This is a genomic window from Anabaena sp. AL93 (assembly GCF_001672085.1).
Taxonomy (GTDB): Bacteria; Cyanobacteriota; Cyanobacteriia; order Cyanobacteriales; family Nostocaceae; genus Dolichospermum; species Dolichospermum heterosporum.
This window is the reverse complement of the sequence record NZ_LJOU01000035.1, coordinates 28,983-49,654: the sequence shown is the minus strand read 5'-3', so window position 1 is coordinate 49,654 and position 20,672 is coordinate 28,983. Positions and strand designations below refer to the sequence as shown.

Sequence of the window (20,672 nt, the reverse complement as noted above, 5' to 3'; positions counted from 1 at the left end):
CTCCCCTACTCCCCCTACTCCCCCTACTCCCTCACTTCCCGAAACCAATTACCAATTCCCAGTTATTAAGTTTGCCGACATCTAGGGTAGCGTAGTCAATAACTTGTAATTGCCAGTTGCCTTTCGCGGGTAAAGAAAGTAATTGTTTAAGGGCAGGATGCGATCGCACTGTGTAAGTATTTTGTAATTGGTTACGACGACCTAATGTGCGACTTTGTAATAATATCCGCTGATTATTAGGAGCAATTAAATAAACTTCTAAATCTCCTAAAAAATCATGGGTGATATTCACGGTAACTTGGATATCTGTGACATTGACAGCTTCATTAATAGCGATCGTACTTTTAATTCCCTGTCTATTATTATCAGGAATATTCACAACCTGAGAATTTTTGACCTGGATTTGTTTATTCGTAATTTTGGCAACCACACCCATCTGCTGCGCTAGTCTCACAGCCTTAGCTGCATTGACTTTGCCATAACCAAACCATTGACTATGACCATTACTATCATAAGTACCCCCACTCACACCCAACTGAAGATCAGGGTTATTATCCACAATTTTATCAGCCGTATCTTGCAGAATCCGTTTAACTTGTTGAGCCGTTAAATCAGGATTAGCTGATAATACCAAAGCCGCTACTCCTGCCACAATGGGAGTAGAACTAGAAGTACCGCCAAAGTTTTTAGTAAAATTTCCAGCATCATAACCAGCCGCACCTATTTGATCTGTTGTAAATACTCCCAATCCAAATAGAGAAGAAACAATTGCCGGTTGTGTATACACAAAACCAGTTTCTTGAAACCACATTCCTGGGGGAGCATTATTACTAGGAGCGCAAACAGAAACATTACCTCCCCAATTACTATAAGCAGCCTTTTTATTCAAACTAGTAGATGCAGATACAGTCATCACATCAGGATGAACAGCAAAACCGCTCAACCAATTTGTCTTACCTTGGACAATATTTTTCGGCCAATTCTGTTCATTTACAGTCCCATTAATGGGACGATTAGCATTTCCGGCTGCGAAAACAATCACACATCCTTTCCCCTTGCGTCCATTGGTAGCAGCCCGGTTAATAGCCGCTTTTTGCCGAATAGAAAGGGGGAAATAAACAGCAGAAGCTCCCCAACTACAAGAAATTACACTCGCGCCTTTTTCTACTGCCCAATCAAAAATATCCTCAATTGATTGATCATCTAAAAAACCAGTAGTGCGAATGGGCATCATTGCACAACCAGGAGCAACTCCCACAATTCCCGAACCATTTTCTTCAGCTACAGCTAATCCTGCACAAGCAGTTCCATGACTGGTTTCTTTTTCTCCAGGTAAGGGTAAAAAATCATTTTCTTTTAGATCTCTAGGAGCAATAATTTTACCTGTACCTTGAAAATCTGGATGTTTTAAATCAAAGGAATCATCTACTACAGCCACCACTATAGAACGCACACCACGAGTAGTATCCCAAGCTTGTTCTACGGAAATATGCGAACCAGCTACCAATTGATTACTACTATTATGATTGAGATACCATTGCTGGGAATAAAGAGAATCCTTGGGTTTATAATGGGGTTCTTGCTGAATGAGAATATTGGGTTCAGCCGCTAAAACTTCTGGCAATGTTTGTAAATAATTGGTAATTTTAACGGGATTTTGTGTGGATTGTTTACTAACAAGAAAAACAAAGGTATTTGGGATGCCAACTACTGGTTGATCTTGAACTAAATTCAATGTACTGGTAATAGTATTAATTTTAGTATTATCTACCCAAGTAGCAAATTGAATTGTAATTTGGTCACTGAGATAAACAAAAGTTCCAGGATTATTTTCCAATGTATAAACATGACTTACAAAATCTACATTTTCATCAGCACGGAGTTGAGACATAACCGCATCTAGCTGATTAGGAAAAACCGTATATAATTCTAGTTTCGCTTGAGGAATACTCCGCCGCCATACGCTACCAGGAATCTGTGTTAATTTTTCATGGGGAAAGTTAACATTTGGACGGATAGTAAAACGATAAAGCGTTTTTTCTAGCATTAACTCTTCACCACCGCGTTGTAAGGTTAGTGACTGGCTGTTATTTGCTATATCTGATTCAGGAAAATTCGCAGGATTAATATTATCACTCATAAGAATTGGGGATTGGTGGAAAATTAATTTGGCTTGTGTCTAGATATTAGTGCATAAATTCTCTGAAAATGTGAATCTCAGTTTGAGAGTATCAGTCTTTAATGGGAATCTATTTCTCGTCGAGAGATGGAAAAATGATACATTGGGGATGCGGCTATTCTTGGAATAATAAAATAAGTAGGTGAACAGAAAAATTTAAAGGTATATAACGGTATGTAAAGTTGTCTCAATGCGAGATTCTGATTGAGTTTCAGCCATTTTACAAAACGCAATACCCCTCATTTTTATTTTGTTTACCTACTTACTATGTGACATAATAAACTAATAAACAGGCTAGACTGAATCCAAATAATATCTACTGTTAATAATCTCATGGAATTTAAGCCAAAATTTCCTATTATTTTTGTCGTCCAAGAGTATTATGAATTTTCTCATGATGAGGTAATAGGAACTAATACAAAATTTTGGTTTAAGCATAAAGAACTTGACTATTGTTTATATAAACAGATAAAATCACAATATATCGGACAGGACTGGGCAGAAAAAGTTGCATCTGAATTGTGTGAGCTTTTAGGATTACCCCATGCTATTTATGATCTAGCAGAAACTTGGGAAGGAAATCTTGGTGTAGTTTCACCTTCATTCTTGTCAAAAGGTGAGACACTAATTCATGGCAATGAAATTCTCACTCCAATTGTGCCGAACTATCCCACATTTGAAAAATATGGCGTTTCACAACATACAATAGATATTGTGCTAAAAGTGCTAGAAGCAGATCATATTAATCTCCCTATTGGTTGGACAGCACCAAGTGGTATTCAGAAAGCTGTAGAAGTGTTTGTTGGCTACCTCATGTTAGATGCTTGGATTGGTAATGGAGATCGTCACCATCACAATTGGGGTTTAGTAAGAAGTAAATTGACACCCAATATAACAGAAACTATACACTTAGCACCAACTTATGATCATGCATCTTCTTTAGGACGGGAACTATATGACGAAAAGAGACAAAAATGCTCGGTGGATTCATATATCAACAAGTGCAAATCTGCTTTTTATAGTAGTGCAGAAGATAAAAAGCCACTGAAAACTCTTGATGTATTTTATCGGTCTGCGCTTCGTTATCCCCAATCTGCTATGATTTGGCTAGAACATCTTGAACGTATATCTAAAGCAGATACTCTCTTAATTTTAAACCGAATTCCACAAAAGCGGATATCAAATATAGCAGTCGAATTTGCACAAAAGATTCTGGAATTGAACCAAAATAGATTACTTAATTTAAAGGAATTATTAGAGTGAAAACACCTCAAACACTATTTTTAGCTTGGCAAGATACCCATAGTCGCTCTTGGTTTACAATTGGTAGATTGACTTATGATGGCACAAAGTACAAATTTGTGTATACCCAAAGTGTTAAAGAGGCACAAAATACCTGTGGTTTTGAACCTTTATATTCATTTCCTGATTTAGAAAAAGTATATACATCAATCCATTTATTTCCAATTTTCTCTAATCGTTTGATGTCTCGTTCCCGTCCTGATTATGCTAATTTTCTGCAATGGTTAAATATTTCAGAACTAGAAGATGATCCCCTCGCAATTTTAGCCCGAAGTGGTGGACAACGAGAAACAGATAGTCTTGCTGTTTTCCCCTGTCCAGAAGCAGATGAAAAAGGAGAATATCAATTACACTTTTTTGCTCACGGACTACGACACCTACCTAAATGTGCCATTGAAAGAATTAATCATTTTGTGTCAACAGAAAAGTTATGGTTAGCTCATGAATTTCAAAACCCTCATGATCCTAAAGCATTAACTTTAAACACAGAAGATCATCATATTGTAGGTTATTGTCCGCGTTACTTACGAAGTGAAGTTTTTGATCTGATTTGGAAAGACCCTAGTTCAGTCAGGCTGGAAGTAGAGCGTGTAAATCTACCACCTACACCACTTCAGTTTCGCCTATTGTGTCACATAACTACTTTGTGTAAAGATGACTTTCGCCCTTTTTCTAGTCCAGAATATCAACCACTGGTGATTGATAATATCATAACAGCAAGCGGTTATTAAATTAGATTATATTTATCCCAAAACTTTTGCCCAAGGATAACACACTATCTCAATTGTACTCACCCTCAATTCTCTCCCTAAATATTAATACTATTAGGAATCGGCAAGAGCTTGTTTAAGATTTACCAACGTCGGTTGTAATACCACCAAATGCAAATTATATCTAGTATCTGCTTGCAAATAACGTTGTTGTAGTGGTTGCCATTCTTGCCACAATTGATAACGATTTGCGGCTAGTAGCGTCGTTAACCCACGTAATTGAGTATCCATTTCTGATTTGAAGATATTCTCTAACCATTCATGTAAAACCATATTATCTTGGATCATTCCCAAGATTTCTTGGATATTTTTAATATCATGAAGATGTGCAGAAAAAGAATCACCATATAATTCAGTAAATAACTCCATTTGGTAGCGGAGACGCTTGGCTTGTTTTCGCAAATCATGGAGAGTTTTACCTTCTGTTTTCAGATGTTCTTCTAATTGGTTGGGTGTCCATTTTGTTTGGACTACTATTTCTGATTTAACAATTTTAGTGCCAATTAGCCATCCTGGATGTAAGCAAAATTCACTCACTTCTGGTGAGAGTAAATCTGGTAAGATGTGATAAATTGGTACAGATGAAAAACTTCGATAACTAGGATTTTTTAACCAATTTTCAGCTTCATTTTTAAAAGATTTATAAACTTCATCTTTAAATATATTCTGCACATGAGAAACGGCAATTTCTCGTTGTTTATGCAATTCTGTAAAAGCTGTTTCTAGAGATTTTTGTTCTTTTTCAAGTAAATGCGGTTTGTAATTCTTTTCGAGAATTTCTGCAAGGACATCTAAATCTCGGAGACTACCTAAAATGCGGGCAAATTTACCAATATTTTTATCACTAACTGATTTTGGTAAAAATAAATATCTTTCAAATCTACTCACAGCAGTTCTTAACCGTCGCATTCCCACTCGCATTTGGTGAAGTGGTTCTGGATCTTCGTCTCTTTTAACTGCTTTTTCCCATTTTATGGTTTTTGTCAAGTGGTTTTCAATGGCTTGGTGTGCAGTTTCACCGAGAGTTTTGATTGATGTTGCTGAGGAGATTTTCATTGTCAGAATTAGGATGTCCAGAATTAAGGGATGAACATTGTCTGAATCAGGATGTCCAGGATTAAAGGATGAACAGGATGAAACCAGGAATTTTATTACCAATATCCAGGATTAAAGGATGAACATTGTCAGAAATGGCTAACGCCACGCTACGCGAACAGGATGTCCAGGATTAAAGGATGAACAGGATGAAACCAGGAATTTTATTACCAATTACCAGCCTCAAGTAGATAATTCACAACTTGAATTAATACTTAATTGTTGTTTAAAGATTAGTGGAAATAGCTTGTACGGGACAGGTAGGAATACATTGTTCACAGACTATGCAGCGCGATCGCACAAAGGTGAGTTTATATGTCTCTGGATTAATAGCTAGGGCTTCAGTGGGACAAACTCCCGTACATAAACCGCAGTGAACACATACATCCTCATCAATAACTATTTCACCTAAACCCAGGGAAACATGAATATGTTGCGATCGCATCCATTCAATTGCTGCATCTAACTGATCAATGTCTCCCAATAATTCTACCACCAGTTTACCAATTTGATTCGGCGCAACTTGGGCGCGGATAATATTCGCAGCGACATTAAAATCCTTTGCTAGTCGGTAGGTAACAGGCATTTGAATCGCCCGTTTGGGAAAAGTCAGGGTAACTCTTTTTTTCATTATGTTAGAAAACAGTAAACTAGATGATGAACTAAGTTAATAAGTCTTAATAAATTGATTATGAGTACCCAAGCCCCTGTAAATTCTAGTAACCGCATCAAAAACTTCTTAATTGCCATTGTAGCGATCGCTTTGGGAGTTGCCCTCTTCCTGGGACTTAAAACTGATTCTACCTCAGTTTCCCTGGCGGAATTGGGTAAAACTGCTATTCCCTTAGAAGTAGCTGTCAGCAATGGAAAACCTTCTCTCGTCGAGTTTTATGCCGATTGGTGTACAGTTTGTCAGAAAATGACTCCCGACATGGCCAAACTCAGAGAAAAGTACAATAACAGCCTGAATTTTGTCATGTTGAATGTTGATAATACCAAATGGTTGCCAGAAATGCTCAAATATCGGGTAGATGGCATTCCCCACTTTATATTTTTGGGTAAACAAGGGGAAACCATCGCCGAAACCATTGGTGATATTCCCCGCACCATTATGGCTAGTAATTTAGAAGCCTTAATTGCCGGTTCTACCCTTCCCCACATTCAAGGTAATGGCAAAACCTCGCAATTTTCTGCACGAGTCGCCACAGATAGTAATCAAGATGATCCTCGCAGTCATAGTAATCAAGTCGTAAATTAGGTAATTGGGGATTGGTAAAAAGTTATTAATTTATTATTTGTCAGAATCAGGATTTTCAAGATTTAAGGATGTACAGGATGAAGTTTTTTAATTATTATTTATGATCAGATCATATTAGTATTATTGATTAACCTTCAAATAAAAATCCTGAAAATCATCTAATCCTGGAAATCCTGATTCAGACAATAAAAACCCTGATTTAGGATCATCATTTTGCTGAATTAATAATAATCCATTAACTCTATTCACCAATTCTTCAAGCTTGATTAGTTCTTCAGCAATTTTTCTCCTCAATGCAATCATAGCTCTATTCCTTGAGAAATTGCAGGTAAAATATAAGGTTTAGCGTGTTGTGCTTCCATTAAATCAAGAGAAAAATCTTCAGCAATATCCAAAAGAACACCCACTGCTTTAAAATAATCTTTTTCCGGTAAACCCCAAACAGCTAAATCAATATCAGAACGCCAACTCATTTGTTGATGATCCAATAAAGAACCGAATAAGACAACTTTTTCTGCACCAAATCTTTCTTTCAATATTTTGGCACATTGTCGAGCAATTTTTAAACCTTGCTTTTGGCGTTCTTGCATAGCAACTAGAAACTGAGGACGATTTTTTCTAGCCTCTAAAACCTCTTTGATAATTCGTTGTTTAGTAGCTTCATTAATGAGACTCATAGTTTCTCAAATACGGGAATTTTCTAAAATAATTATAACTCGATTTTATGGAAAATTGCTCTATCAGACATTACTCAAAGTAAGATAGTGTATGATTGTCTTTTTTCTCAAAATTTACTATGGCTACAATTAACGACAACTACCTGAAACTCAAAGCTGGTTATCTGTTTCCAGAAATTGCGCGACGGGTAAATGCTTTTGCCCAAGCTAACCCTGATGCTAAAATCATTCGCTTGGGGATTGGTGATGTCACTGAACCCTTACCAGAAGCTTGTCGCACAGCCATGATTAAAGCTGTAGAAGATATGGGCGATCGCTCATCTTTTAAAGGATATGGACCAGAACAAGGTTATGCTTGGTTAAGGGAGAAAATCGCCACCCACGACTTCCAGGCACGGGGAGCAGCCATAGAAGCCGATGAAATCTTCATTTCCGACGGTTCTAAGTGCGATTCTGGCAACATTCTCGATATTTTTGGCAAAAATAACATTATCGCCGTTACAGACCCAGTATACCCCGTTTACGTAGATACCAACGTCATGGCAGGTAACACGGGAGACGCGAATGAAAAAGGCGAATATGGTGGTTTAGTTTATTTACCTGTCACCGCTGAAAATAATTTCACAGCGGAAATTCCTAGCCAAAAAGTTGATTTAATTTATCTTTGCTTTCCTAATAATCCTACAGGTGCAACTGCAACTAAAGAACACTTGCAAGCCTGGGTAAATTATGCCAAAGCTAACGGTTCAATTATCTTCTTTGATGCTGCTTACGAAGCATTTATTACAGATCCTACCTTACCTCATTCTATTTTTGAAATCGAAGGTGCGAGAGATTGTGCTATTGAATTTCGTTCTTTCTCCAAAAATGCTGGGTTTACCGGAACTCGTTGCGCTTTAACTGTTGTTCCCAAAAACCTCACAGCTAAAGCTGCTGACGGTACTAATGTCGAACTTTGGAAACTCTGGAATCGTCGTCAGTCTACCAAATTTAACGGCGTTTCTTATATTATTCAACGCGGTGCAGAAGCGGTTTATTCAGAAGCAGGACAAACACAAATCAAAGCTTTGGTAAACTTCTATTTAGACAATGCTAAAATCATTCGTGAAGAACTGACAAATGCTGGTTTAAATGTTTATGGTGGTGTAAATGCTCCTTACGTATGGGTGCAAACTCCTCATGGTTTATCTAGTTGGGAATTTTTCGATAAGTTATTAGAAACAGTGAATGTAGTGGGAACTCCTGGTTCTGGTTTTGGGGCTGCGGGTGAGGGTTATTTCCGCATTTCTGCCTTTAATAGTCGGGAAAATGTGGAAGAAGCCATGAAGCGAATCACCGCTAAGTTTAAGGTGTAATTCAAGTTTAATAATTTATGGTGGGTAATTCCCACCTTACTTTTGTGAAATGAAACTTCTCCTGTCATTTACAATCCGTAGAAGTCCTCATTTAAAATTTGCTCAATCGAAAAAGGAAAGGTGATAGGATATTCACTTTCTTCCGGTATCCGCACCCCAAATTTGGCAAATTTAGCTTCTTTAATTGCTAACTTACGAGCGTCGGGATAAGCTTTTTCTATAGCTTCAACCAAGAAACTTTTAAGAGAGGGAGTATCGGCTAAATTATCCAGAACCCGCTGACGATGTTCCACAACTGAACTGTACCAACTTCCCTTCATCGAATCAGGTGCATCATGTTGAATCTTTAACTTGAGTAAATGAGCCAATAAAATTTTGAGATTACTTCTGAGCGTATTCTTCTCCGATTTACCCAAATCAACTAACTCCTCAATCAAATGCTGAATATCTAGCGACTCAAATTCATGATTTTGTAACTGCTGAATTGTTTGCTCAATCCATAATTGCAAATCGCTATCATATAGGGTGTTAGACATCTTTTTAGATTTACTCCCAGTGCAAATTTTGATTTAGTGAAGTAAGAAAATTAAGCCATCAAACTCTTATCTTTTCCCTCCTGCTGTATTTAAGATGTGACAACTTCATGTAATTCATGGGGAGTCAGATGAGAATGAACAACTTCACCATCACGAAACCAAACAATCCGTTTAGTTTGTCGCGCAACTTCTGATTCATGGGTGACAATAACAACGGTAATACCACTGCTATTAAGTTCACTGAACAAGTCTAATACTTCTTGGGTAGTATGAGAATCAAGTGCGCCAGTGGGTTCGTCTGCGAGGAGAACAACAGGATTGTTGACAATGGCACGAGCGATCGCTACTCTTTGTTGTTGTCCCCCTGATAATTGGGTAGGTTTGTTGTTGAGACGTTTTTCTAAGCCAACTTTGATTAATGCGGATGTCGCCCGATCTTTTCTTTCCCCAGGTTTAACACCAGCATATACCATTGGCAGCATGACATTTTCTAGGGCTGTTAATTGATTTAATAAATGGAATTGTTGAAAGACAAAACCGAGTTTTCTATTGCGAATATGCGCCAATTCAGTATCATTCATTTGCGCGACATTCAAATTATCTAAATAATAATTTCCACTACTAGGACGATCTAAACAACCGATAATATTCATAGCTGTAGATTTGCCCGAACCAGAGGGTCCCATAATCGAACAATATTCGCCTTGTGTGATCACCAAATTTACATTATTCAGTGCCTTAACTTCTATTTCCCCAATTCCATAAATTTTGAAAATATCCTCTAATCGAATAATTGCTAATTCTGGTGCATGGGGAATATTTGCATTAGTTATTGTCAGAGTATCATCCACAAAGATTTATCCTTATGTAAAATATAATTGTAGTAAAGATTAGGGGAACCACGGGGGGATCGTCCCTACATATATTATGGGATTTTTTGGGCGATCGCATCATGTAGAATTGATATTAATCATTAACCCTCTAATTATGAGGGCAACTACGGGGTCTACACATACACATATTTATATGATCTGTTTAGGCGATCGCATCATGTAGAATTCTGACTTTTCCCGTTAAGTCTTGAAAGGCTTGTCAGCAAAGGATTCATTTTATTCGGTTTTTAGCTTTTTTAATGGATAAGTAGGTTGGCGTTGAAAATTGTTGTTATGGCAAGGCAAGAGGCAAGAGGCAAGAGTAAAGAAGTTTTCAGCGATTTTACGTTTCTTTACACAGTTTGGTTTTATTGTGTTCACCTACTTAATACACAATGAAGTGCGGAATGTGGGATAAAAAAGGGTGTATTGTTTCATCTTCCATTCCTCGCCAATTAGAGATGGCAATTGATAACTAAGTAGGTTGGCGTTGAAAATTGTCGTTATGGCAAGGCAAAAGGCAAGAGGCAATAGGCAAGAGTGAAGAGGGTTTGGGCGATTTTACGTTTCTTTACACAGTTTGGTTTTATTGTGTTCACCTACTTATTCTTATAGGGACTTCCAATTAAAAAAATACCCAAAAATTTCTTGTGGTGCGGGCATCTTGCCCGCTAATCATCAAGGACGGGTAGGATGCCCATCCCACAAAATTGGGTAATTTATTTTTTGGTGTTCCCATAGAATGCCCACATTATCATCAAAACAATAACTCACAAATAATATTTTTTCCGGATCTAAGATTCAAATAACATGATCTAACAAACTTTTTCAATTTTTAATTTCTACTATTGAGCTAAATATCTGCAATTAATGGAGTATAATCTTTAAAATCAGGATATATTATTGAACATGGATTTTATCACCATTTTAGGCTTAGTTGCAGGGGCATTAACTACTATTGCTTTTTTACCACAAATGTTCCAAATATGGCGCACGAAATCAGCAAAAGATGTTTCTTATGTGATGCTGATAGTCTTCATGAGTGGTTTGTTTCTGTGGTTAGTCTATGGGATTATTCTCGGTGCTTTGCCCGTTATTCTCGCTAATGGGGTGACATTATGTTTTAACTTGATTATTCTATGGCTTAAAATTAAATATAGATAACCTTACTAAAAAAGCTGTGACATCATCTGTATTTGACTGCGAACGCCTTCTATTTACCCCTGCAACCCCCAAGCACGATGCCATTCCCGTAATTTTCGCCTTTCCCAATGAGTACACTGTGGGGATAACTAGCCTGGGTTATCAGGTGGTATGGGCGACTTTGGCCATGCGTGATGATTTGCAGGTAAGTCGCTTATTTACTGATATTCGGGAACAACTTCCTAGACATCCAGAATTATTAGGTTTTTCTATGTCTTGGGAATTAGATTATGTGAATATTTTTAATCTTTTGGAATCTTTAGAAATTCCCATTCGGGCTAATTCTCGCAATCAAAATCATCCTTTAATTTTTGGTGGTGGACCAGTTTTGACGGCGAATCCTGAACCTTATGCCGAATTTTTCGATGTGATTTTATTGGGAGATGGTGAAAATCTGCTTGGCGATTTTATAGATACTTATAAAAAAGTCAGAAATGCTGATAGAGAAACTCAGTTAAAAACTTTAGCCCAAGTTCCGGGAATTTATATTCCTAGTTTATATGTAATAGAATATGTTACCCCAGATGGGGAAATAAAATCAATTAATCCGATTTCAGAGGAAATTCCCCCAATTATCCAAAAGCAAACTTATCGAGGCAATACTCTTTCTGCTTCTACTGTGGTGACAGAAAAAGCGGCTTGGGAAAATATTTATATGGTGGAAGTGGTGCGGAGTTGTCCCGAAATGTGCCGCTTTTGTTTAGCTAGTTATTTAACGTTGCCTTTTAGAACTGCGAGTTTGGAAAATTCTTTAATTCCTGGGATTGAACGGGGTTTAAAAGTTACAAGTCGGTTGGGTTTGTTGGGGGCTTCTGTTACTCAACATCCAGAATTTACAGAATTATTAGATTATATTGGTCAACCAAAATATGATGATGTGCGGTTGAGTGTGGCTTCTGTAAGAACCAATACAGTTACAGTTAAATTAGCCGAAACTTTGGCAAAACGAGATACAAGATCATTGACAATTGCGGTGGAAAGTGGTTCGGAAAAAGTTCGGAAAATTGTCAATAAAAAATTACATAATGATGAAATTATCCAAGCAGCTATCAATGCAAAAGCTGGTGGTTTATCTAGTTTAAAACTCTATGGAATGGTGGGAATTCCTGGGGAAGAAGCAGAAGATGTGGACGCAACTGTAAAAATGATGGAAGGCGTAAGAAAAGCTGCTCCTGGTTTGCGGTTAACACTGGGGTGTAGTACCTTTGTCCCCAAATCACACACACCATTTCAATGGTTTGGGGTAAATAAGCAAGCAGAAAAGCGGTTGCAATTGTTACAAAAGCAAATAAAACCTCAAGGGATGGAGTTTCGACCAGAAAGCTATAATTGGTCAATTATACAGGCTTTGTTGTCGAGAGGCGATCGCCGACTTTCTCCATTATTAGAATTAACCCGTGATTTTGGCGACTCTTTGGGAAGTTATAAACGGGCTTTTAAACAACTGAAAGGACAAATTCCCGACTTAGATTTTTATGTTCACAGCAATTGGTCAACTGAGCAAATTTTACCTTGGAATCACTTACATGGACCCTTACCTCAGTCTACACTAATTAAGCATTTAGCAGAAGCTACCAACTTGGAATTAAATCATAAATAATGCACACAGATACAATATTCTATCAAATCTTCCTCACGTTCCATACTCTATTATTTGAACTCCTGGGACAGCCAACAGAAAATGCGGAAGGTTATCAATTTACTTCTGTAGAAGTCAAAGAAAAAGCCTTTCGATTTGATGGAATATTCATGCCAGATAGTGAAGAAAAACCCATCTATTTTGTAGAAGTTCAATTTCAAAACAAACCAGAGTTTTATTGGGAATTAATTACAGAGATAAATATTTATCTCAATCAATATAAACCAGAACAAGATTGGCAAGCGGTAGCCTTATTTGCTAAACGGAGTTTAGATGTAGAAAAATTAACTAATTATCAACAGGAATTAGTCAATAGTGGAAGAATCAAACGAATTTATTTAGATGAAATAGCATCAGGGTCAATAGGGATGGGATTAATTGAATTAATTGTCAGTAAAGAAAACCAATCACAGGAATTGGTTAAAAACCTGATGACAAGAACAAAGACAGAAGTTAGCAATGATAGTGAAAGACAAGGTATTATAGAATTACTGGAAAGTGTTTTGATGTCAAAGTTTTCCCAATTAACTCGTCAGGAGATAGAAGCGATGTTTTTAGTAAGTGATATTAAGCAAACAAGGGTATATCAAGAGGCAAAGGAGGAAGGTGAGAAAAACTTACTCCTGCGTCAGTTGTCTAAAAGATTTGGAAAATTAGGAGATGCGTATATCAAAAGCATCAATAGCTTGACAATAGCACAGCTAGAAGACCTGGGAGAAGCATTATTAGATTTTGGAGATATTAACGACTTAGAACAATGGCTAAAATCCCACACAGAATCATAAATAATGCACACAGATACAATATTCTACCAAATCTTTCTCACCTTCCATACTCTATTATTTGAACTACTGGGACAACCCACAGAAAATGCGGAAGGTTATCAATTTACTTCTGTAGAAGTCAAAGAAAAAGCTTTTCGATTTGATGGGATATTCATGCCAGATAGTGAGGAAAAACCCATCTATTTCGTCGAAGTACAATTTCAAAATAAACCAGAATTTTACTGGGAATTAATCACAGAGATAAATATTTATCTCAATCAATATAAACCAGAACAAGACTGGCAGGCAGTAGCTTTATTTGCTAAACGTAGTTTAGAGGATGTTTGAAAAGTATCAGAATTAATCGAGATCCCCCCAACCCCCCTTACAAAGGGGGGCTAAATTCCTCAAAGTCCCCCTTTTTAAGGGGGATTTAGGGGGATCTGCGGGTGTCAGATCCCACACGAAAAAGTTTTCAAACAACCTCTTAGATGTGGAAAGATTAACTAATTACCAACAAGAATTAGTCAATAGTGGTCGCATCAAACGAATTTATTTAGATGAAATACCATCAGGTTCAATAGGTGTAGGGTTAATTGAATTAATTGTCAGTAAAGAAAACCAATCACCACAATTAGTTCAAAACTTGATGGCAAGAACAAAAACAGAAGTTAGCAATGAGAGAGAAAGACAAGGTATTATAGAGTTATTGGAAACTGTCTTAGTGTCAAAGTTTTCCCAATTAAGCCGTCAGGAGATAGAAGCCATGTTTTTAGTAAGTGATATTAAGCAAACAAGGGTATATCAAGAAGCAAAGCAGGAAGGTGAACAAGAAGGTAGACAAGAAGGTAGACAAGAAGGTAGACAGGAAGGTAGACAAGAAGGTGAAAAAATCTTACTGCTGCGGCAGTTATCTAAGCGGTTTGGAAAATTGATTACTCGCCATATCGAAAGTATTAACAGCTTGACAATAGCACAGCTAGAAGACCTCGGAGAAGCATTATTAGATTTTGGAGATATTAATGACTTAGAACAATGGCTAAAATCCCACACAGAATTATAGATTTAGAGATTTCTACCTTCTGACTGAAAATGAATCAAATTATTACTCAAGTAGACGCTTTCACTAATACTCCATTTAAAGGAAATCCTGCGGCTGTATGTGTTTTAGATAGTCCACAATCTGAAGCATGGATGCAAAATATCGCCCAGGAAATGAACTTATCAGAAACCGCTTTTTTAGTTAAACAAGATGATGGGTTTAATTTGCGCTGGTTTACTCCCACGGTAGAAGTTCCCCTGTGTGGACACGCTACCTTAGCCAGCGCTCATGTATTATGGTCACAAGGGCATTTATTACCAAATCAGGAGGCGCGTTTTTATACAAAAAGTGGTATACTAATAGCTAAACTAGAAAATGATTGGATTCAGTTAGATTTTCCGGTGAATCTCTCTCAATCTGCGGAATCACCTCCAGAATTAAGTCAAGTTTTAGGAGTAACTTGTAAATCTGTTGTCCAAAATTCTCTCGGCTATTTAGTAGAAGTAGAATCTGAGCAATTAGTCAGAGAAATGCAGCCGAATTTCCAGCAGATGAAAACCTTAACAAAGGCGGATATTATCGTTACTAGCATTGCTGATTCTGGTTCAGAATATGATTTTGTCTCCCGCTTTTTTGCCCCCATGTTAGGAATTGATGAAGATCCGGTAACAGGTGCAGCACATTGTTGTTTAGCACCTTTTTGGCGGGATAAATTGGGAAAAGATGAATTTTTGGCTTATCAAGCTTCCAATCGCGGTGGAGTGGTGAAAATGTACTATCCAGGAGCCAACCGCGTCTTTCTATCTGGACAAGCTGTAATAGTAATGCAAGGACAATTAACTTTAGGTTAAGAATATATCAGATCCCCGACTTCTTAGAGAAGTCGGGGATCTTTAGACAAGAATTAAGTTAATATTTGTAATTAAATTTTTATATTTAAGATGACACTTATCGGGCATTATTGACTGTAAACCTCCTTTAATGTAGGAAGTTGAGCAGTAAATACATTGGAGGGTCCATTTTTTATAGGTGATAATGTTAGTAATACATTCCTAAAGAGGGATGGCGATTTGATAAGAGTGTTAAAATTCAGAAAATAAAATCCCAGTAAATCCTGAATTTTTACATAAAATTAACCCATACTAAAAACTCCAAAAATGACCACTAACCGTGCAACTAATAGAAATTTACTTCAAAAATCCGATTGGCCCGTTAAAGACTTACCAGGATTGAGTGCAGAAGATCAAGCTCAACTCAAAAATTGTGGCATTAATACCACAGAAGAACTAATCAAAAGAGGAAAAACTCCAGAAGAGAGAATAGTATTAGCAGGTAAATTACAGGTAAATATCCATTCTGTGAATAAATGGGTAGTTTTAGCAGGTTTAGCCCGTGTTCCCAGTGTAGGAACTCAATATTGCGGTGTATTACTTCACTCTGGGGTTATTTCCATAGCTCAACTAGCCCAAACTCCTACTCACAGATTGCATAGACAAGTTATGCGCTTGCAAGTAGCGACATTGCATAACCGGGATTTGTGTCCAGCAGTTGAATTAGTACAACAGTGGAGTCATCAAGCGCAAGCAATGGGTAATTAGTCAGTTGTCAGTGGTGAGTGAGTAGTGGGTAGTGGGTAGTGGGTAGTGGGTAGTGGGTAGTGAATAGTAAAATTTTTGTCCATTCCCTTTTTTCTTCTTAACTGTCACCTGTCACCTGTCACCTGTCACCTGTTACCTGTCACCTGTTACCTGTCACCTGTTACCTGTCACCTATTCCTTTGCTAGGACACCGTTAAGAAAGATATCCGCTAACCCCTCCGCCATTTTTTGCATTTCTTGGGGGGAGGCGTTGGGGTCTATGAGGGTATGATCAGAGAAACCGGCGATCGCAAATAAACCTAAAAAAACTTTAGCTCCAAGTTTGGCATCCATCTGACGATAGATGCCTTTATCTATTGCAGTTTGAAAAAATGCTTCAGCAACATCTGTCATTTTATCAATAACTTCTGTTTGAATGCGATCGCGCAAATCTGGATGAAATTGCACTTCCATGAAGCAAACGCGCATAATATCGGCGTTTTTTTGTAAATTCCACATCCGTCGCCGCATAACTTGAGCGATCGCCTTATAGCTACCCATTTCGCTAAGTTCTGTCAGTAAATCTGTGAGAATATCCACCCAACCGCTAGTGGCCACTTCCACCAAAATTGCTTTTTTATTGGCAAAATGACGAAAGAGAGTTCCTTCAGCTACCCCTGCGGTTTGTGCTAAATCACGGGTTGTAGTTCCCTCGAACCCTTTGGCTGCAAATAACCGCTGTGCTGCTTGCAAAATACGTCCGCGCGTCTGCGTTTCTGATGATGGAGGAGAACTAAAAATCCGCATAGTAGTTATTTTGATATCTTTAAAACAAGATTCGTAGCCCTATTGTGCAACACCAAATGCTAAAAATACAAAAAGCTTAATAGAAGATAACTCTCTTTTTGTTAAGTAGTCTATTTCTCAAGTAATGTAAATTTACTTTAACTTTTGCTTATGCACCAGACAATTTTAAATTTCTTCATGGGTAACGTTAAAAAATTCCCATTCCGTCGTCTATTAGCCACCATTTTGGCGTTAATAGTATTTAGTGGGGGATGGATACCGGAAACAGCTTTAGCCCTGCAAAAATCCCAAAGTTCCATTCAACCTTACCTAGAACAAGTAATTAATCGTCTCACTGAATTTCGCCTGGATAATGGGCTAAAATTCATCGTTTTAGAAAGACATCAAGCCCCAGTAGTTTCCTTTCTCACCTATGCTGATGTCGGTGGCATTGATGAACCAGATGGACAAACAGGGGTAGCCCACTTTCTCGAACATCTAGCATTTAAAGGCACAAAGCGCATCGGCACTACAGACTATCAAGCCGAAGCACCACTTTTAGCCAAGTTAGAAAATTTAGATAACCAAATCAAAACCGCAAAAACCAGCGAAAAAAAAGCTGAAATAGTCGGGTTAGAAACTGAATTTAAATCAGTAGAATCTCAAGCCCTGAAATTAGTTAAACAAAACGAAATGGGGCAAATAGTTGAACAAGCTGGAGGTGTGGGTTTAAATGCTAATACTTCTTCCGAAGCTACTCGCTATTTTTATAGCTTTCCATCGAATAAATTAGAACTATGGATGTCCTTGGAATCAGATCGGTTTTTAGATCCTGTATTTCGAGAATTCTATAAAGAAAAAGAAGTAATTTTGGAAGAAAGACGCTTACGAGTCGAAAATTCTCCTATCGGTCAGATGGTAGAAAAATTCATAGATGCGGCTTTCAAAGTTCATCCTTATCGCCGACCAGTAATTGGTTATGATCAAGATATTCGCAACTTAACACCAGAGAATGTTAAGAAGTTTTTTGATGCTTATTATGCTCCCAGTAATTTAACAATTGCGATTGTCGGCGATGTCAATCCCGCTGAAGTCAAAAAACTGGCACAAACTTATTTTGGACGTTATCAAGCTAAACCTAAACCCCAACAAAAACTACCCGTAGAACCCCAGCAAACCGCCACCAGGGAAGTTACTTTAGAATTAGCTACTCAACCTTGGTATTTAGAAGGTTATCATCGTCCGGCTGTTACTCATCCTGATAATGCAGTTTATGAAATAATTGGCAGTTTATTGAGTGACGGGAGAACATCAAGACTTTATAAGTCTTTAGTAGAAAAACAAAGTTTAGCTCTAAATGCTCAAGGTTCTAGTGGCTTTCCAGGAGATAAATATCCTAATCTGATCTTCTTTTATGCTCTCACGTCTCCAGGGAAAACAGTAGATGAAGTAGCGATCGCCTTACGCCAAGAAATTGATAAATTGAAAACTGAACCTGTATCTGCGGTGGAATTGGCACGACTAAAAACCCAAGCCAGAGCCGGTTTGTTACGCAGCCTTGATTCTAATTCCGGCATGGCAGCACAGTTGTTAGAATATGAAGTTAAAACCGGTTCTTGGCGCAATTTATTTCAGCAATTAGAGAAAATTGCCGCTGTTACTCCTGAAGATATTCAAAGAGTAGCCCAAGCCACATTTATACCAGAAAATCGCATAGTTGGCAAGTTGTTATCCAAACAACCAGGATAGTACCACAAGGCATAAGTCAAAAGTAATATTGAGCAAGATTTTTGGCGATTAAGAATAGTGGGTTTACTTGCGCCATGCTGTGCTAGAAATCCAAAATTCAAACAGGATTAAAGATTAATCCTGTCAATCCTTTAATCTTGATAGCGAAGCGCGGCGTTAGCCATAAATCCTGATCCAAATTTGAAGATAGATATGTTGAGGTTTGATTTGAAAAGCAAAAAATTCCACTTTTCTAAGGGACAAAGATTTGTTTTTACATTGGTGATCATTGTTGCTTGTTTGCTCGTAAATTTGAATTTTTCTTGGGCAGCAACCACAGCAAAGCATTACAATGAATTACAATTTCCGCCAGTATCAGCAATTAAATTACCCAAGTATGAAAGGTATGTCCTAAAAAATGGTTTAGTAGTTTATTTGATGGAAGATCATGAACTACCCTTGGTAAGTGGTACAGCACTAATCAGAACAGGTAGCCGTTGGGAACAAGCGGAAAAGGCAGGTTTAGCTTCTTTGGTGGGTTCTACATTGCGAAGTGGTGGCACTCAAAAACATTCCGCAGATGAATTAAATGAAATTCTAGAACAACGGGCTGCCTCTGTGGAAACAGATATGGGTGAAGCTGCTGGCAGTGCTAGTTTTGAAGCCTTGACTGAAGATGTAGACATGGTGTTTGGGCTATTTACTGAGGTACTTCGAGAACCGGCTTTTGCACAGGAAAAGTTGGATGTGGATAAAACTCAAATTCGCGGTAGTATTGCTCGACGCAATGATAATCCTAATAGTATTGCCAGTCGAGAGTTGAGAAAATTAATTTATGGGCAAGAAAGTCCTTATGCCCGGACAGTTGAATATGCAACTCTCGATAAAATTTCCCGTGATGATTTGCTGAAATTTTATCAACAGTATTTTCACCCCAATAAGATCATTTTAGGGATTGTGGGTGATTTTAATGCTCAAAAAATGCGATCGCTCATACAAGCCAAATTAGGTGACTGGAAACCAAATCCGCAAATTGCCAAAACCCCATTACCACAAGTCACCCAAGCTAACTTAGGTGGTGTATATTTCGTTAATCAACCTCAACTCACCCAAAGTAGCGTCTTACTTGGTCATTTAGGCGGAAAATTCGACAATCCCGATTATCCAGCCTTAGATGTCATGAATGGCGTTTTAAATAGTTTTGGCGGACGTTTATTTAATGAATTGCGATCGCGTCAAGGTTTAGCTTATTCTGTCTATGGTATGTGGAGTCCCCGGTTTGACTATCCAGGAACATTCGTCGCTGGAGGACAAACCCGCACAGAAACCACAGTTCAGTTTATCAAATCCCTGGAAACAGAAATTAAACGGCTACAAACCGCAAATATCACAGTCCAAGAATTAAATAAAGCCAAAGACTCCACCTTAAACTCCTTTGTCTTCAACTTTCAAGATCCTAGCCAAACATTATCCAGATTAATGCGATACGAATATTATGGTTATCCCGCCGATTTCCTATTTCGTTATCAAAAAGCCATCACTACCACCACAACCGCAGACGTGAAACGAGTAGCGCAGAAATACTTAAAACCAGAAAACTTAGTCACCTTAGTAGTCGGAAACCAATCTGATATGAAACAACCCTTAACCAATTTAGCCGCCAAAGTCACTACCATAGATATTACCATTACAGGCACTCAACCAGCAGCTAAGAATTAATAGAATTTAATTTAGATCCCCGACTTCTTAAAGAAGTCGGGGATCTGGTTATTAATTTAAAATAGTTCTTCCTCATCAATTGTATGATAACACACTGAAAATTTTTTGTCAACACCATAAAATCACTTTTTCCGGTTGGTGTTTTTGTGTTAGCCGGAGGGTAGGTTAGC

General features: G+C 37.8%; 21 protein-coding genes. 13 read left to right on the top strand and 8 right to left on the bottom strand.

Going from position 1 to position 20,672, the window contains the following annotated elements; genetic code table 11:
• Positions 1-31: 31 nt before the first annotated feature.
• The gene (locus AN486_RS11185) at positions 32-2,140 is read right to left on the bottom strand and encodes a S8 family serine peptidase (RefSeq protein ID WP_290600680.1); all 2,109 of its coding nucleotides are present in this window, start codon (positions 2,138-2,140) and stop codon (positions 32-34) included.
• A gap of 372 nt (positions 2,141-2,512) precedes the next feature.
• Here AN486_RS11185 and AN486_RS11180 point away from each other — a divergent pair, with 372 nt between their 5' ends.
• Together AN486_RS11180 and AN486_RS11175 are read left to right on the top strand one after the other, a co-directional pair.
• Positions 2,513-3,442: a HipA-like protein gene (locus tag AN486_RS11180; protein ID WP_199924435.1), complete on the top strand. Its 930-nt coding sequence runs from the start codon at positions 2,513-2,515 to the stop codon at positions 3,440-3,442.
• Positions 3,439-4,212 carry an HIRAN domain-containing protein gene (locus tag AN486_RS11175; RefSeq protein ID WP_053539199.1) on the top strand — a complete coding sequence of 258 codons (774 nt, stop codon included), beginning with the start codon at positions 3,439-3,441 and terminating at the stop codon, positions 4,210-4,212. The genes AN486_RS11180 and AN486_RS11175 overlap by 4 nt, the downstream gene beginning before the upstream one ends.
• Positions 4,213-4,305: 93 nt before the next feature.
• Here AN486_RS11175 and AN486_RS11170 read toward each other — a convergent pair whose 3' ends face one another.
• Positions 4,306-5,307, bottom strand: a complete 1,002-nt coding sequence (locus AN486_RS11170) for a CHAD domain-containing protein (protein WP_290600676.1) — start codon at positions 5,305-5,307, stop codon at positions 4,306-4,308.
• A 265-nt stretch (positions 5,308-5,572) separates the two neighbouring features.
• Positions 5,573-5,977: an NIL domain-containing protein gene (locus AN486_RS11165; protein ID WP_027404943.1), complete on the bottom strand. Its 405-nt coding sequence runs from the start codon at positions 5,975-5,977 to the stop codon at positions 5,573-5,575.
• Positions 5,978-6,037: 60 nt separating this feature from the next.
• Here AN486_RS11165 and AN486_RS11160 point away from each other — a divergent pair, with 60 nt between their 5' ends.
• Complete coding sequence (locus tag AN486_RS11160) at positions 6,038-6,604, top strand: thioredoxin family protein (RefSeq protein WP_190382080.1); 567 nt, start codon at positions 6,038-6,040, stop codon at positions 6,602-6,604.
• 120 nt (positions 6,605-6,724) lie between these two features.
• Here the strand turns inward: AN486_RS11160 and AN486_RS11155 are convergent, their stop codons facing one another.
• Positions 6,725-6,907 (bottom strand): hypothetical protein, encoded by a 183-nt coding sequence (locus tag AN486_RS11155; RefSeq protein WP_190382081.1) that lies wholly within the window; start codon positions 6,905-6,907, stop codon positions 6,725-6,727.
• On the bottom strand, positions 6,904-7,281 hold the full coding sequence (locus AN486_RS11150) for a nucleotidyltransferase domain-containing protein (protein WP_168637017.1): 378 nt from the start codon (positions 7,279-7,281) through the stop codon (positions 6,904-6,906). The genes AN486_RS11155 and AN486_RS11150 overlap by 4 nt, the downstream gene beginning before the upstream one ends.
• A gap of 119 nt (positions 7,282-7,400) precedes the next feature.
• Here AN486_RS11150 and AN486_RS11145 point away from each other — a divergent pair, with 119 nt between their 5' ends.
• Positions 7,401-8,636 carry an LL-diaminopimelate aminotransferase gene (locus tag AN486_RS11145; RefSeq protein WP_053539203.1) on the top strand — a complete coding sequence of 412 codons (1,236 nt, stop codon included), beginning with the start codon at positions 7,401-7,403 and terminating at the stop codon, positions 8,634-8,636.
• A gap of 68 nt (positions 8,637-8,704) precedes the next feature.
• Here AN486_RS11145 and AN486_RS11140 read toward each other — a convergent pair whose 3' ends face one another.
• Entirely contained in the window at positions 8,705-9,172 is a 468-nt protein-coding gene (locus tag AN486_RS11140) for a DUF29 domain-containing protein (protein ID WP_027404938.1), read from the bottom strand.
• 89 nt (positions 9,173-9,261) lie between these two features.
• Entirely contained in the window at positions 9,262-10,023 is a 762-nt protein-coding gene (locus AN486_RS11135) for an ABC transporter ATP-binding protein (RefSeq protein ID WP_039204811.1), read from the bottom strand.
• 930 nt (positions 10,024-10,953) lie between these two features.
• Here AN486_RS11135 and AN486_RS11130 point away from each other — a divergent pair.
• The 7 genes from AN486_RS11130 (at position 10,954) to AN486_RS11100 (ending at position 16,290) form a co-directional block, all read left to right on the top strand.
• A complete protein-coding gene (locus AN486_RS11130) occupies positions 10,954-11,208 on the top strand; it encodes a SemiSWEET transporter (RefSeq protein WP_027404936.1) in 255 nt (84 codons plus the stop codon).
• A 16-nt stretch (positions 11,209-11,224) separates the two neighbouring features.
• On the top strand, positions 11,225-12,847 hold the full coding sequence (locus tag AN486_RS11125; RefSeq protein ID WP_290600668.1) for a radical SAM protein: 1,623 nt from the start codon (positions 11,225-11,227) through the stop codon (positions 12,845-12,847).
• On the top strand, positions 12,847-13,671 hold the full coding sequence (locus AN486_RS11120; RefSeq protein WP_290600666.1) for a DUF2887 domain-containing protein: 825 nt from the start codon (positions 12,847-12,849) through the stop codon (positions 13,669-13,671). The genes AN486_RS11125 and AN486_RS11120 overlap by 1 nt, the downstream gene beginning before the upstream one ends.
• A gap of 3 nt (positions 13,672-13,674) precedes the next feature.
• Positions 13,675-13,998, top strand: a complete 324-nt coding sequence (locus AN486_RS11115) for an Rpn family recombination-promoting nuclease/putative transposase (RefSeq protein ID WP_234413380.1) — start codon at positions 13,675-13,677, stop codon at positions 13,996-13,998.
• Between the two features lie 145 nt (positions 13,999-14,143).
• Positions 14,144-14,713, top strand: coding sequence for a DUF2887 domain-containing protein (locus AN486_RS11110; RefSeq protein ID WP_261340156.1), 570 nt, complete (start codon positions 14,144-14,146; stop codon positions 14,711-14,713).
• A gap of 29 nt (positions 14,714-14,742) precedes the next feature.
• Complete coding sequence (locus tag AN486_RS11105) at positions 14,743-15,543, top strand: PhzF family phenazine biosynthesis protein (RefSeq protein ID WP_053539206.1); 801 nt, start codon at positions 14,743-14,745, stop codon at positions 15,541-15,543.
• Positions 15,544-15,849: 306 nt separating this feature from the next.
• Entirely contained in the window at positions 15,850-16,290 is a 441-nt protein-coding gene (locus AN486_RS11100; protein WP_039204813.1) for a DUF4332 domain-containing protein, read from the top strand.
• Positions 16,291-16,461: 171 nt separating this feature from the next.
• Here AN486_RS11100 and AN486_RS11095 read toward each other — a convergent pair whose 3' ends face one another.
• Positions 16,462-17,076 (bottom strand): TetR/AcrR family transcriptional regulator, encoded by a 615-nt coding sequence (locus tag AN486_RS11095; RefSeq protein WP_053539207.1) that lies wholly within the window; start codon positions 17,074-17,076, stop codon positions 16,462-16,464.
• A gap of 150 nt (positions 17,077-17,226) precedes the next feature.
• On the opposite strand from AN486_RS11095, the gene AN486_RS11090 reads away from it, so the two are divergent.
• On the top strand, positions 17,227-18,804 hold the full coding sequence (locus AN486_RS11090; protein WP_199924436.1) for a pitrilysin family protein: 1,578 nt from the start codon (positions 17,227-17,229) through the stop codon (positions 18,802-18,804).
• 192 nt (positions 18,805-18,996) lie between these two features.
• Complete coding sequence (locus AN486_RS11085) at positions 18,997-20,502, top strand: pitrilysin family protein (protein WP_290600658.1); 1,506 nt, start codon at positions 18,997-18,999, stop codon at positions 20,500-20,502.
• Positions 20,503-20,672: the final 170 nt, after the last annotated feature.

Coding starts and splice junctions, on each gene's coding strand:
- AN486_RS11120 (WP_290600666.1), top strand. CDS start 12,847: ATGCACACAGATACAATATTCTATCAAATCTTCCTCACGTTCCATACT.
- AN486_RS11090 (WP_199924436.1), top strand. CDS start 17,227: ATGCACCAGACAATTTTAAATTTCTTCATGGGTAACGTTAAAAAATTC.
- AN486_RS11185 (WP_290600680.1), bottom strand. CDS start 2,140: ATGAGTGATAATATTAATCCTGCGAATTTTCCTGAATCAGATATAGCA.
- AN486_RS11105 (WP_053539206.1), top strand. CDS start 14,743: ATGAATCAAATTATTACTCAAGTAGACGCTTTCACTAATACTCCATTT.
- AN486_RS11165 (WP_027404943.1), bottom strand. CDS start 5,977: ATGAAAAAAAGAGTTACCCTGACTTTTCCCAAACGGGCGATTCAAATG.
- AN486_RS11180 (WP_199924435.1), top strand. CDS start 2,513: ATGGAATTTAAGCCAAAATTTCCTATTATTTTTGTCGTCCAAGAGTAT.
- AN486_RS11095 (WP_053539207.1), bottom strand. CDS start 17,076: ATGCGGATTTTTAGTTCTCCTCCATCATCAGAAACGCAGACGCGCGGA.
- AN486_RS11130 (WP_027404936.1), top strand. CDS start 10,954: ATGGATTTTATCACCATTTTAGGCTTAGTTGCAGGGGCATTAACTACT.
- AN486_RS11115 (WP_234413380.1), top strand. CDS start 13,675: ATGCACACAGATACAATATTCTACCAAATCTTTCTCACCTTCCATACT.
- AN486_RS11085 (WP_290600658.1), top strand. CDS start 18,997: ATGTTGAGGTTTGATTTGAAAAGCAAAAAATTCCACTTTTCTAAGGGA.
- AN486_RS11140 (WP_027404938.1), bottom strand. CDS start 9,172: ATGTCTAACACCCTATATGATAGCGATTTGCAATTATGGATTGAGCAA.
- AN486_RS11170 (WP_290600676.1), bottom strand. CDS start 5,307: ATGAAAATCTCCTCAGCAACATCAATCAAAACTCTCGGTGAAACTGCA.
- AN486_RS11145 (WP_053539203.1), top strand. CDS start 7,401: ATGGCTACAATTAACGACAACTACCTGAAACTCAAAGCTGGTTATCTG.
- AN486_RS11100 (WP_039204813.1), top strand. CDS start 15,850: ATGACCACTAACCGTGCAACTAATAGAAATTTACTTCAAAAATCCGAT.
- AN486_RS11160 (WP_190382080.1), top strand. CDS start 6,038: ATGAGTACCCAAGCCCCTGTAAATTCTAGTAACCGCATCAAAAACTTC.
- AN486_RS11150 (WP_168637017.1), bottom strand. CDS start 7,281: ATGAGTCTCATTAATGAAGCTACTAAACAACGAATTATCAAAGAGGTT.
- AN486_RS11155 (WP_190382081.1), bottom strand. CDS start 6,907: ATGATTGCATTGAGGAGAAAAATTGCTGAAGAACTAATCAAGCTTGAA.